Consider the following 13,072-nt stretch of genomic DNA (forward strand, 5'->3'; position numbering starts at 1 on the left):
AGGCGCGAGGTGAATTCGGGTGAGAATGGCTTGACATAGCCTTTGATTGCTGGTATATTTATATTTACCAAAGGTAAATTAATTTAACTAAGGTAAAATCAAGGCATATGGAAAGAAAGACGGGCGAAAGAGCAGCAGGATCTCAAGCAAAGCATTCTAGATGCGGCGCGCGAAATTGCTCTCGCAGAGGGGTGGCGCAATGTGACGATGCGCAAGATCGCAGATCGCATTGAGTATAGCCATCCCGCCATTTATGCCCATTTTGCAAACAAAGATGTGCTCTTATTAGAGCTCGTGCATGAGGGCTTCCGCCTGTTGGAGGCCGACTTAAAGCTGGCCCGAGCACAAGGCCACGATCCAGTGGAGGCGATGCGGCTCGTCGCTCGCGGCTACCTGGAATTCGCCTGGCGCTATCCTGAGTTGTATCGCCTGATGTATGGGCTGGACGGTGTCACCTTCAGCATCTCAGAGCCCGAGAAGGAAGGGCTACAGATAGAAGATGTGGTGGCACAAACGGTCAAAGACGTGCTTGAGTCTCGTCACTTGTCAACCGAGCACCTGGCAGATCAGGTGAATATTAGCTGGGGGACCGCTCACGGGCTGGTAACTCTTACGATGGCAGACCGCATTAGCGGCGGGCAAGCGCAGGCGACGCGGCTACTCGAACGAGCACTCCAGGATATGCTGCTGGCCTGGGAACATGAGGTAAATACCGCCGGTTCAGCGCCCCTTCCGGGCATATAGCTTCTCTGTGGGTCCACTGCGAAGATGCTAGGCCTGAACAAAATATTGCTTTAACTTACCAAAGGTAAGTATAAAAACTTAGGTAATAAATTACCACTCACGAGGGGAGAGATACATCATGACACTCTATCCTTATACGCTTTTACTACACATTGTAGGTGTGATTGGCCTCTTTATCGCTATCAGTCTGGAGTTAATCATCACATCTCGCCTACGGGCCGCCAAGACGACCACCCAGGCCCATGAATGGCTCACGCTCGGTCGCGTGATTGACCTGATTTTACCAGTCTCCGCTGTGCTCATTCTGGTCAGCGGTCTCGTGTTGACGTTCTCGGTGTGGGGATTGAACCATGCCTGGATAGACCTTTCGCTGGGCTTGCTCATTCTCGTGGGTATCCTGAGCCCGGTGATTAACGGTCCTCGTATGAAGGCAATCCATGTGGCAGCGAAAGCCGCGCCCGAGGGCGAGATCTCAGCCTCTCTGAGAGAAGTTATCACTGATCCCGTGCTGCGGGCTTATGTACCCATTCCAGGCCTGGTTGCATTGGGCGCGATAGTCCTGATGGTTCTGAAGCTGGATTGGCTTGGCTCGGGAATTGTGATGGCTCTCGCCCTCATTGCAAGCCTCATCTTCGCCTTCTCGCTTAAAAGGTAGAACATACATTTTGTGATCGATTGCTAAAAAAACCTGGTAAAGATAGATTCATATTAGGAACATTCAAAGAAAGAGGAAAGAAATGTTTTCAGAACAAGAGCTCGCGTTTTTGCGCACACAACCCCTGGCCAGACTGGCAACGGTGGCCATCAATGGTCAGCCCGATGCGGATGCGGTCGGCTTCGCCTTCGAGAACGGGCGCTTCTATATTGGTGGGTATTTCCTGGAACGCACACGCAAATATAAAAATATTGCCGCCGGACATAGCAAGGTGTCGCTGCTTATTGATGAACTACCCTCGCTCGAACCCCTTGAGCCACGCTCAATCAAGCTTCATGGTGAGGCTGCGATTCTGCAACTTGAGGAGGGTTTTCGGGGACCTGGCACATATATTGTGATTACGCCGAAGGTCTCCTGGAGTATCGGCATTGAAGGGCCAGCCTTTCAAGATGGAAAGTCAGTCATCAAGAAAATTACCTGGGAATAAAGACCATTTTCGCACGCTTCATACAAGTCGGGCCGACGCGTACTTTCGCAGCGTTGGCCCGCATGATGTAAGTGATTACGCCTCCCAGGGTTTGATCACTACTTTGATACAGGAATCCTGCTTGTGCTTGAACATGTCATAGGCTTGGGGTACCTGGTCGAGGGAGACTTTATGCGTGATGACAAAGGTGGGATCGATCTCCGCCCCCTGAATACGCTTCAGCAGCGGGCGCAGATAGCGATGCACATGAGTTTGACCCATCTTAAAGGTCAGGGCCTTGGCGAAGGCGGCGCCCATGGGCATCTTATCCACAAAGCCGCCATAGATGCCCGGTAGCGAGACAGTGCCTCCTTTACGGCAGGCCTGAATCGCCTGGCGCAGGACATAGGGGCGATCCGTGCTCAGGCGCATCTTTTGCTTGATAGTATCGGTGATAGCACCTACACTGGTGCTATGCGCCTCCAGGCCCACAGCGTCGATGCAGGCATCTGGTCCAACTCCACCCGTCATCTGCTTGAGCATCTCCACCACATCGCCCTCTTTCTCGTAGTTGATGATCTCGGCACGCCCGTGCTCCTGGGCCATGCGCAAACGCTCTGGGATGCGGTCAATGGCGATGACGCGCTCCGCACCCAACATATAGGCGCTCTTGATGGCGAACTGCCCTACAGGACCACAGCCCCAGACCGCGACCGTGTCTCCAGGCTGGATGCCACAGTTCTCGGCCGCCATATAGCCCGTGGGGAAGATATCCGAGAGGAAGAGCACCTGTTCATCGCTCATGCCTTCGGGAACCTTGAGGGGGCCAATATCGGCGTAGGGAACACGCACATACTGAGCCTGGCCTCCGGCATATCCACCATAAAGATGTGAGTAGCCATAGAGGCCCGAGCCAGAGTAGCCATAGAGGCTCTCAGCCAGCCAGGCATTGGGATTGGAGTTGTCGCAGAGTGACCACATGTCGCGCTTGCAGAACATACAGTTGCTACAGGCGATGGTAAAGGGAACGACGACCCGGCCGCCCTTCTTGAGGTTGCTCACCTCTTTACCAACCTCAACGACCTCGCCCATGAACTCATGCCCCAGAATATCCCCCTTCTTCATGGTCGGAATATACCCATCATAGAGGTGCAGGTCTGAGCCACAAATGGCCGAGGTCGTAATCTTAACAATAGCATCACGCGGGTTAAGAATTTCGGGATCGGGTACATTCTCTATCCGCACATCATGTGCCCCAAACCAGCATAGAGCCTTCATACCCGTACTCCTTCCTCTGCCTGTTTCCCTGTTGGCTGCCCCTTTATAGTGGGGACCTCTCCCGCCTCTACCAGAGATTTAAAGCGGTGCAGGATCTCGGCTACCTGCGTCTCAAGCATGATATCAGTGGCCCGACCCAGCAGCGGCATCTCAAGGGCAGTTTGGAGCTTGCGATGATGCGCGAAATCCATCTCCAGGATCGCAATGGTGCCGCGCCCTTCAGGAGCAGCGGTGAAGCGTACACGCCCATTATCCTCAAGCATGGGATTATTGAGTACCCGCCACTCGATCAGCCTTCCTGGCTCCTCCCTGACAGTCTCAATGTCCCACTCCAGGCGCTGCCCCTGCGGTCCCCTGGCCAGCCAGTGCGAACTCTTCTCGCCAGTTTTACACACTTCCTGCACCATAGGCATATAGGCAGGCGCACGCTCTACATCGCGCCAGGTATCGTACAGTTGCTCGGGGCTGGCTTGAATGGTCATGGCTCTATGCACACGAAAACCCGCTCCACCTGGCAGCTTACTGACATTACTTGAGGGAAAGGGATGCTCCGCCCGGTTGACGTGCAGCCTGTCATAAAGCACGCTATGGCCTGTTGCTCCTCGATAGAGCAGACCTCCACCCAGCAAGAGGCTGGCAAGGCTACCTTTTGTCAGGCCAAAGAGGGTCAGCAGACCTCCACCCACCAGGGACCCAAGGCGCTCCCCCTGAGATATATTCGTGGGCTTATCTGTAGCTCTTTGTAATATATCGCGTATATCGCGTATATTGACTATGGCCCGATTGCTCGGCTGCTCTGAAGACATAAGCCGTTTCCTCCATGACAAGCAGGATTTAATACATTCCTGTCACGAATGCCCCCGGTTGTTTGTTCCATCTCTTAGTCCAGTTTACATTTTCATCACAGTTTTCTGAAACTTCTATCATAGTCTCTTCACAAAGGGAGGGTATAGTATTTATTATCCAGGAGCAAGGACATTTCGGCGAGGATGTTTATCCAGTCCTAGCCACTCGCCTTGATACATACAATCCAATCCACCGGCAAAGGAGGATACGGCAATGTAGCAAAAGAAACTGCTCCGCGGCATCGATGAGCGAAGAGGCTCTGGTCCCTTCTTTCATCCATGCTGCGGAGCAGTTAATTTATAGAGAGTAATAACAGAGTAAGCAGAGAGACCAGGTTGAGTGCCGTACGGCACTCAACCTGGTCTCTCTGCTTACTCTGTTATTTGTGTGTTCTCTTCGTGACGTTTGAGCATGGTTTGGAGCATTTTTACGGCTCCTTCGATGGTGAGTTCGAGGTGGCTCTGCGTTTCGGTATTGTAGATCTCAACTATGCCGCGTTCGGGGTGAAACTGGATCTCAAATTCTTCGGTGCTACTGCTATACATCGTCTTGCTTGATCCTCTCTGTGTCTGGTTTGCCTCCATCTACTACTCGTAATCCGCCAGCACTCTGCTTTACTGAAGGCTAGCAGGACCTTCTTCTTAGCCGTGGAGGCACGACGCGTGCTTTAGCAGCGTTGATCAGCTTCCATAAGCTCCTCAGGACTCCGGTACTGCCTGGCTATCCTTCTTTATTCCAGGGTCGATATGAGTAAGTGTATGCATTACACCTTAGGGTGTTTCGGTCATGAATCTGATGTCGGGATAACGTGTATAGCCAGAATCCCAGTATATTCAAGCTTACTTAAACGTGGTTGTGTAGGATTCCACCCTACCTCCTGCTCCTTTTGCGGTTTTCACTGAGGTTACACCTGATCCAGACAGGAGAAAGAACCTGGTCTATCAGGGAAAAACTGGATACAGAAATACGGTATTTGAAGCGGCTAATATCCTGCGTTCACACGAGGTTCTTCCCCCTGCACCAATGCTATTCTTTAATTGCGATAAAGTGTAAGGAGCAAAAAAATAATGGATGCGCTACTTCTAGCAAGGCTACAATTTGCTAGTACAATCATTTATCACTTCCTCTTCGTCCCACTGACGTTGGGACTCTCGATTCTACTCGTGATCATGGAAACCCTCTATGTCCGTACGGGCAAAGAGGTCTACCGGAACATGACTAAGTTCTGGGGTAAGATGTTCCTGATCAACTTCGCTATGGGCGTTGTGACTGGCCTGGTGCAGGAGTTCCAGTTTGGTATGAACTGGTCTGAATACTCACGCTTCGTAGGTGATGTCTTTGGCGCGCCCCTGGCGGTTGAGGCCTTGCTGGCCTTCTTTATGGAGTCAACCTTCCTGGGCATCTGGGTCTTTGGCTGGGATCGCCTGCCGAAGAAGATACACCTGGCCGCCATCTACCTGGTCGCTCTGGCATCTCACCTCTCGGCCTTCTGGATTCTCTCAGCGAATGCCTTTATGCAGCAGCCTACCGGTTTCGTCATTCGTAATGGCCGGGCTGAGATGACGAACTTCTTCGCACTGATCACTAATGGCCGCCTCTGGGTACAGTTCCCACACGTGGTCGCGGGTGGCCTGGTCACTGGCGCCTTCTTCGTCGCTGGTATCAGTGCCTACCGTTTGCTGAAGAAGTGTGATGAGCACGACACCGAGTTCTTTACCCGTTCAGCGCGTATCGGCCTGACGATGGCCTTGATCGGTGGTATCGCGGTCTCCCTCTTTGGTCACATCCAGGGTCAGTACAGCACGGTGCATACTCCTATGAAGATGGCTGCCGCTGAGGCCCTGTGGAATACCGAAAATCCCGCTCCACTCTCGCTCTTTAAGGTTGCGAATACACAGGAGCACAAGGATCTCTTCTCGATTGATATCCCTGCTGGACTCAGCTTTATGAGCTACAACTCATTTGATGGCAAGGTCCAGGGCCTCAACCAGCTTCAGGCCGAATACGTGAAGCAGTATGGTCCCGGCAACTATATCCCGCCTGTCTTCATCACCTACTGGAGCTTCCGCGTGATGGTTGGTGCTGGTATGGCCATGGTCGCCATCGCGGGCCTGGGACTGTTCCTGCTGAACAAGCGGCGCTTCACCCAATATCCCAAGCTGATGATGCTGATGGTCGCCGCGATTGCAGTCCCTTTTGTTGCCAATACAATGGGCTGGATTTTGACAGAGATGGGCCGTCAACCCTGGCTAGTCTTCGGCGTCCTCAAGACAGATGCAGGCGTCTCGCCTAATGTGAGCGCCGGGATGATCCTCTTCTCGCTAAGCGCGTTTATCGCGGTCTACGCGGCGCTGGCCGTGGTCGATGGCTGGCTGCTCGTACGCACAGCGAAGCAGGATGTGCCTACGCTTGAGGCAGAGAAGGCGGCTTCCGAAGAAGAGAACGTGCTCCAGGGCGCGTACTAAGGGGAACTGTTATGAGCTTACAAATTACCTGGTTTGTGCTGATTATGGTGCTCTTCGCGGGATTCTTCCTGCTTGAGGGCTTTGACTTCGGTGTCGGCATGCTCCTGCCCTTCCTGGGCAGGAACAATGTCGAGCGGAGCACGATTCTTAGTTCGGTTGGCCCCTTCTGGGACGCGAATGAGGTCTGGCTGATTACCGCGGGGGGCGCGATGCTGGCGGCCTTCCCCAACTGGTACGCGACGCTCTTCAGCGGCTTCTACCTGGTCTTTATCCTGCTGCTGCTGTCCTTGATCGTACGTGGCGCAGCCTTTGAATTCCGGGGCAAGCACAACTCGCCACGCTGGCGGCGGACCTGGGACTGGCTAGCCTTCGTGGGCAGCGCGCTTCCCGGCTTCCTGTGGGGCATCATAGTCGCCAACATGCTGCTGGGTGCGCCTATCGACGCACATATGCACTATGTGGGTACGCCATGGCAGCTCTTCAATCCCAAAGCCATCATCGCGGGCCTGGCCTTTACGCTGATGTTCGCCCTGCATGGAGCGGTCTTCCTGAGCCTGAAGACTGAGCACAAGCTGATGGAGCGCTCCTTCAAGGCGGCTCTCCTACTCTGGCTCCCCACGGTGATCCTGGCCGCGATCTTTATTGGTGGTCTGTACATGGCATCGCCTGTGATTCATAGCTTCGGCAGCGATCTGCGTGTGCTCACGCCTATCGTAGGTGCCCTGGCGCTCTTGCTGATCCCAGTCATGGTCCTGCTGCGTCGTAGTGGAATGGCCTTTATTCTGACCTCGGTCACAGTCCTGCTGACCACGCTGACAGTCGCGATGGCCATCTTCCCAAATGTACTGATCTCCAGCCTGAACCCGGCCTGGAACCTGACCATCACCAATGCGTCGTCGAGTCCCTATACGCTCACAGTGATGAGCTGGATCGCGCTTACCTGCGTGCCTTTCGTTCTGGCCTACCAGGCCTGGAACTACTGGGTCTTCCGCAAACGCGTCAGCGTTCATACTCTGAGCCATCACTAATCAATCACGTTTGAGCATCTATAAGGATCGCATGCAATGTCGCATGCCTCACACTGAAGCGCATTTCTTCCTTACACGCTGCTGTGACATGGGAAGGGACCGGCGAGTCCCTTCCCTTATTTTTCCCTGTTGCTGTAACCCATTCGCCCCTTTGCTGTATATCATAATATAAGTAGGCCTTTTTTCAGATTTGATACTACAAACCCGGGGTAGGGATTATGAAAATATATAGACGCCTCTTTCGCTATACACAGCAGGTACAGCTCTACCTGGCCTGCACGATTGGTATCGCCCTCCTGACCGGGCTGCTCATCGTGGCGCAATCCTATGGCATTACGCAGGTCATTCAACATATCTTTCTCGATAAGCAGACCCTCGCGCAGGTAACTAGCCTCCTACTCATCCTGGCCGCAGTGATGCTTGGGCGCGCGCTTCTGCCCTGGTTCGGCGAATTCATCGCAGGGTATACAGCCAGCAAGGCTAAGACTTCTATCCGCGAGCGAGTGATGAAGCGCCTCTTCGCGCTTGGGCCCGCCTACACCTCGGGTGAGCGCAGCGGCGAGATGGCCAATACGCTGACTGAGGGCATCGAGGCCCTGGACGCTTTCTTTAGCCAGCTACTGCCCCAGATGATCATTACCATGCTGGTGCCAGTCATCATTCTAATCACGGTCTTTGCCTGCGACTTTCTTTCGGGCATTGTTCTCCTGGTCACGCTCCCCGTCCTGCCCATCTTTATGATTTTGATTGGCAAGGCCGCAGACGCCATGACGAAGAAGCAGTGGCGCCTCATGAACCAGATGAGCGCGCATTTCCTGGATGTCTTGCAGGGCCTGACTACGTTAAAACTTTTTGATCGCAGTCGTGCCCAGAGCGAGATCGTCGAGCGTATCAGCGAGCGCTACCGCGTGATGACAATGAAGGTATTGCGTATCGCCTTCCTCTCGGCCTTTGTGATGGAACTGGGCGCGACGATTAGCGTAGCCCTGGTGGCGGTCGAGATTGGTCTGCGCCTCCTGTACGGTCTGATGCCCTTTGATAAGGCCTTCCTGGTCCTGTTGCTGGCTCCCGAATACTTCCAGCCCTTGCGCACGATTGGCACACGCTTCCACGCCAGCATGAATAGCACGGCGGCGGCTGAGCGCATCTTCGATATCCTTGATACTCCTCTGCCAGAGCAGAAGCCAGCTACGAAAGAGCCACTGCCCACACCCAAAACCCTGCGCTTCGAGGGCGTCAGCTTCTCCTATCGCCAGGAGGGCGAGGAGCCACGGCGCGCGCTCGCTGACGTCTCCTTCACAGCCAGGCGCGGCCAGAAGATCGCCATCGTGGGACCCAGCGGCGCTGGCAAGAGCACGCTGGCCTCGCTCTTCTTGCGCTTTATGGAGCCAGAGAGTGGTCAGATTCTTGTCAACGAGACGCCGCTGGAGCGCTTCTCAGTTCAGCAATGGCGACAGCAAGTGGCCTGGATTCCCCAGCGCCCCTACCTCTTTGATGCCAGCATCGCCGAGAATATCCGCTTTGGGCGCCAGGATGCCAGCATGGAAGAGGTTATTCAGGCGGCTCAGCAGGCTGGTATCCATGATTTTATTCAGGGACTGCCCCAGGGCTATGAGACGCCCATTGGTGAGCGCGGCGCGCGCCTGAGCGGCGGGCAGATACAGCGCCTGAGCCTGGCACGCGCCTTCCTCAAGCAGGCACCTATTCTGCTGCTCGATGAAGCCACGGCCAACCTGGATAGCCAGCATGAGGAGCGCATCCTCGATGAACTAAGCACACTAACTCAGGATCACATCCTCTTTATCATCGCGCACCGCCTGAATACCGTGCGCCAGGCAGACCGCATTCTCGTCCTGAATGAAGGTCGCCTCGTGGAAGAGGGCACGCATCATGAGCTTGTAGAGCAGAATGGCCTCTACAGAGAGTTACTGGCCGCCTACAGGCGCGATGAGAAGGAGGTAAAGGCATGAACGAGAGCACGACGACAACCTTCCTGCGCCTGCTCAAACTGGCGAAACCCCTCAGAGGCTTGATGGCCCTGGCGGTCCTGCTAGGTTTTCTGACTATCGGTTGTGGTGTCGCATTACTGGCGACCTCGGCCTATCTAATCTCCGCAGCGGCACTGCATCCCGCCGTTTCAGCCCTAAGTATCGCCATTGTGGGTGTGCGCGCCTTTGGCATTGGGCGCGGCGTATTCCGCTATCTCGATCGCCTGGTCTCGCACGAAGTGGTCTTCCGCCTGCTCTCGCGGATTCGCGTCTGGCTCTATAAGGCCATCGAACCCCTGGCACCGGCACGCCTGCTCAGCTTCGCACGCGCAGATGGCACGGGCTTGAGCAGCGGCGACTTGCTGAGTCGCATCATCTCCGATGTAGACGCCCTTCAGAATGTCTACATTCGCGTGATCTCGCCTCCTATGGTGGCCCTGGTAGTTGCTATAAGTGTCTGGCTCTTCCTGGGCGCCTTTGATCTCCTGATCGGACTCGTCTTTATCGTCACCTTCCTGCTAGCAACGGTCGGCGTCCCTCTGCTCACGCACGTCCTGAGCCGCACAATTGGCGAGCGCCTGGTCATCCTTAATGCCCAACTCAAAACCGAGGTAGTCAATAATATCCAGGGCATGCCCGATATCGTCGCCTTTGGTCAGGAGGAGCACCAGGCCAACCGTCTGAGCGCTTTGAGCATGACACTGCAAGGCCTGCAACGCCAGATGGCCAATATTACTGGCATTCAGAGCGCCCTGACTAACCTTTTTACCAATCTCGCGACCTGGCTGACGCTCCTCCTGGCGATTCCGCTGGTGACCTCTGGTCGCCTCCCTGGCGTCCTGCTCGCGATGCTAGTCCTGACGGTCCTCTCCAGCTTTGAGGCCGCGCAGCCTCTTCCCGCCGCCTTCCAGCAACTGGGCAGCACCACGCAGGCCGCGCGCCGTCTCTTTGAGATCGTCGATGCCCGTAGCGAGGTGGAGGACCCCAAAGAGGCCACGCCTCTGCCCCAGCGCTATGACATCGAGTTTCGCGATCTGACTTTTCGCTATACACCTGAGCAGCCACCCGTCTTGCGCGACCTCAGCTTCCACGTACCCGAGAACTCTTGTGTGGCTATCGTGGGCGCCAGCGGCGCGGGCAAGTCGACCATCGCGCGTCTGCTCCTGCGCTTCTGGGAGCATCGCCAGGGCCAGATTCTATTGGGCGGGCGAGAACTCCAAGGGTATCGCCAGGAGGATATCCATCGCCTGATGAGTGTCGTGGCCCAGGATACCCACCTCTTCAATACCAGCATCTACGAGAACCTGCGCATCGCCAATCACGATGCCGAGCGCGAGACCATCATCACGGCGGCCAAACAGGCCCAGATTCACGACTTTATCGAGTCTCTACCCCAGGGCTACGATACCCAGGTCGGGGAACAGGGCCTGTTCCTGAGCGGAGGCGAGCGCCAGCGCATAGCTATCGCCCGCGCCCTGCTCAAGGACGCGCCCATCCTCATTCTCGATGAGCCAACCGCCAACCTGGACAGCCTGACCGAGCGCGAGATCCTGCGCACCCTGCGCACCCTTATCCAGGGGCGCACCACCATTCTCATCACCCACCGCCTCGTTGACCTCGACATGGCCAATGAGATCTTGGTCCTGCGCGATGGCGAGATCGCCGAACGCGGCAGCGAGCGCCAACTCATGCAGAACGAAGGCCTCTACTGGCAAATGTGGAACCTGCAACACAAAGTGCTTGTATAAAATAAAAAGGGAAAGCGACGCTATGCGCATACGCGTATGCGCATAGCGTCGCTTTCCCTTTTTATGAGCGCAACAGATACGAAGGGTGCCCCTACACACGATATACATTGACAATCTTCGATATACTTGCTCCTTTGCTACAGATGTGCCAATGTCAGGAAAGGAGGTGCCAACTTTTCGCTAGCCAGCCATTCCCCGTGCTTTCTCTCTAGCCATGTGCCCCTCATACTGCTATGAATGTCGTCTCATCGCCTGTGCTGCACACAAGGAGGTAGTAATGCACAAGAGACGCCTGCTTAGAGGCCTGGCCTGCTCCCTCATTCTCTCAGCCACCTTTTTACTGCTCCCCATGTTTTCTCATCCCGCTCATGCCCTTAACAATGGTGTCGCTCTGACCCCACCTATGGGCTGGAATAGCTGGAACAAGTTTGGTTGCAATATCAGCGAATCCCTGATCAAGCAACAGGCCGATGCTATGGTAAGCAGCGGCTTGAAGGCTGCGGGCTATCAGTATATCAATATTGATGATTGCTGGCAGACGAGCCGCGATAGCAATGGCAACATTGTTGCCGATGCCACAAAATTTCCCAGCGGCATCAAGGCTCTGGCTGATTATGTGCATAACGATGGTTTAAAGCTTGGTATCTACACCGATGCTGGCACCGCGACCTGCCAGGGAAGGCCAGGAAGCTATAACCATGAACAACAGGATGCTAACACTTATGCCTCCTGGGGCATTGACTATGTGAAAGAAGATTGGTGCAATACCTCGGGTCTCGATCCACAAACCCAGTACGTCAAGATGCGCGACGCACTCGCCAACACGGGCCGTGCCATCGTCTTCAGCATCTGTGACTGGGGTACCAACTCACCCTGGAGCTGGGGACCAGCCACTGGTAATCTCTGGCGTACCACGGGCGACATCAGCGACAGTTGGAGTAGCATGCTCAGTAACCTCGACTCCTCTTCGCAACATGCATCCTCGGCGTCTCCTGGCGCCTGGAATGACCCCGACATGCTCCAAGTTGGCAATGGAGGCATGACAACGACCGAGGATACCTCACACTTTAGTATGTGGGCCATCCAGGCCGCTCCCCTCATTGCTGGCAACGACCTTTCGAGTATGTCAACGAGTACAAAAAACATCCTGACGAGCAGCGAAGTGGTTGCTGTAGACCAGGACCCGGCTGGCAACCAGGGTACCAAGGTCAGCGACAATGGTTCGGGACTGCAAGTCTGGTCGAAGACTCTCCAGGCCAACGGTGCCCGTGCCGTGGCCCTCTTCAATCGTAGCGGGTCCGCCACCAACATTACCGTCAACTGGAGCGATATCGGCCTCTCCAACGCCAGCGCCACGGTGCGCGATCTCTGGTCGCACACAGATAAAGGCTCATTCAGCGGCAGCTATACCGCGAATGTCCCCTCGCATGGTGTGATCATGCTCAAAATTGTGGGAAGCCCCGTCAGCAGTACCTCATATGAGGCCGAGTCCTCGGCCAACAGCCTCACCGGGCAGGCTGCCGCCTCCAGTTGCAGCAGTTGCTCCGGTGATCAGAAGGTTGGCTATGTTGGCAATAATAGCGGCACTCTCCAATTCAACAACGTCAACGTTGGTAGCACAGGCAGCTACAAACTGACCATCTATTACACTGATGGCGATTCGGGGCGTAGCGCTACTATAAGCGTCAACGGCGGCTCAGGCACCACCCTGAACTTCTCAGGCACCGGCGATTGGGGGAACGTCGGTACCTATACCGTCACCATCAACCTGAATGCAGGCAACAACACCATCAAGTTCTCCAACTCCTCCGCCTGGGCACCCGACTTCGACCGAGTTACCATCTAGATACAATA

Annotated in this window: 11 protein-coding genes; 8 read left to right on the forward strand and 3 right to left on the reverse strand. The window is 55.1% G+C overall.

Features of this window, described 5'->3' with window-relative positions; translation table 11 throughout:
* Positions 1–153 precede the first annotated feature (153 nt).
* The 3 genes from KTE_RS42435 to KTE_RS42445 all read left to right on the forward strand — a co-directional run bounded on the left by KTE_RS42435 (position 154) and on the right by KTE_RS42445 (position 1,886).
* Positions 154–744, forward strand: coding sequence for a TetR/AcrR family transcriptional regulator (locus tag KTE_RS42435; protein WP_255553091.1), 591 nt, complete (start codon positions 154–156; stop codon positions 742–744).
* A 118-nt stretch (positions 745–862) separates the two neighbouring features.
* Positions 863–1,399, forward strand: coding sequence for a DUF2269 family protein (locus KTE_RS42440; RefSeq protein WP_201392840.1), 537 nt, complete (start codon positions 863–865; stop codon positions 1,397–1,399).
* An 82-nt stretch (positions 1,400–1,481) separates the two neighbouring features.
* Entirely contained in the window at positions 1,482–1,886 is a 405-nt protein-coding gene (locus KTE_RS42445) for a PPOX class F420-dependent oxidoreductase (RefSeq protein WP_201392842.1), read from the forward strand.
* A 75-nt stretch (positions 1,887–1,961) separates the two neighbouring features.
* Here the strand turns inward: KTE_RS42445 and KTE_RS42450 are convergent, their stop codons facing one another.
* The 3 genes from KTE_RS42450 to KTE_RS42460 form a co-directional block, all read right to left on the reverse strand.
* Positions 1,962–3,143, reverse strand: coding sequence for a zinc-dependent alcohol dehydrogenase (locus KTE_RS42450; protein ID WP_201392844.1), 1,182 nt, complete (start codon positions 3,141–3,143; stop codon positions 1,962–1,964).
* Entirely contained in the window at positions 3,140–3,949 is an 810-nt protein-coding gene (locus KTE_RS42455; RefSeq protein WP_201392846.1) for an SRPBCC family protein, read from the reverse strand. Before KTE_RS42455 ends, KTE_RS42450 begins: the two co-directional genes overlap by 4 nt.
* Before the next feature lie 411 nt (positions 3,950–4,360).
* Positions 4,361–4,534: a hypothetical protein gene (locus KTE_RS42460; protein WP_201392848.1), complete on the reverse strand. Its 174-nt coding sequence runs from the start codon at positions 4,532–4,534 to the stop codon at positions 4,361–4,363.
* Between the two features lie 522 nt (positions 4,535–5,056).
* On the opposite strand from KTE_RS42460, the gene KTE_RS42465 reads away from it, so the two are divergent.
* The 5 genes from KTE_RS42465 (at position 5,057) to KTE_RS42485 (ending at position 13,064) form a co-directional block, all read left to right on the forward strand.
* Complete coding sequence (locus KTE_RS42465) at positions 5,057–6,454, forward strand: cytochrome ubiquinol oxidase subunit I (RefSeq protein WP_201392850.1); 1,398 nt, start codon at positions 5,057–5,059, stop codon at positions 6,452–6,454.
* Positions 6,455–6,465: 11 nt separating this feature from the next.
* Entirely contained in the window at positions 6,466–7,482 is a 1,017-nt protein-coding gene (cydB, locus tag KTE_RS42470) for a cytochrome d ubiquinol oxidase subunit II (RefSeq protein WP_201392852.1), read from the forward strand.
* Positions 7,483–7,700: 218 nt separating this feature from the next.
* Positions 7,701–9,452, forward strand: coding sequence for a thiol reductant ABC exporter subunit CydD (cydD, locus tag KTE_RS42475; RefSeq protein WP_201392854.1), 1,752 nt, complete (start codon positions 7,701–7,703; stop codon positions 9,450–9,452).
* Complete coding sequence (gene cydC, locus KTE_RS42480; RefSeq protein WP_201392856.1) at positions 9,449–11,218, forward strand: thiol reductant ABC exporter subunit CydC; 1,770 nt, start codon at positions 9,449–9,451, stop codon at positions 11,216–11,218. Before cydD ends, cydC begins: the two co-directional genes overlap by 4 nt.
* 277 nt (positions 11,219–11,495) lie before the next feature.
* Positions 11,496–13,064: a CBM35 domain-containing protein gene (locus KTE_RS42485; protein WP_201392858.1), complete on the forward strand. Its 1,569-nt coding sequence runs from the start codon at positions 11,496–11,498 to the stop codon at positions 13,062–13,064.
* The last annotated feature ends 8 nt before the right edge of the window (positions 13,065–13,072 follow it).

This window comes from Ktedonobacter sp. SOSP1-85, from assembly GCF_016587415.1.
GTDB lineage: Bacteria > Chloroflexota > Ktedonobacteria > Ktedonobacterales > Ktedonobacteraceae > Ktedonobacter.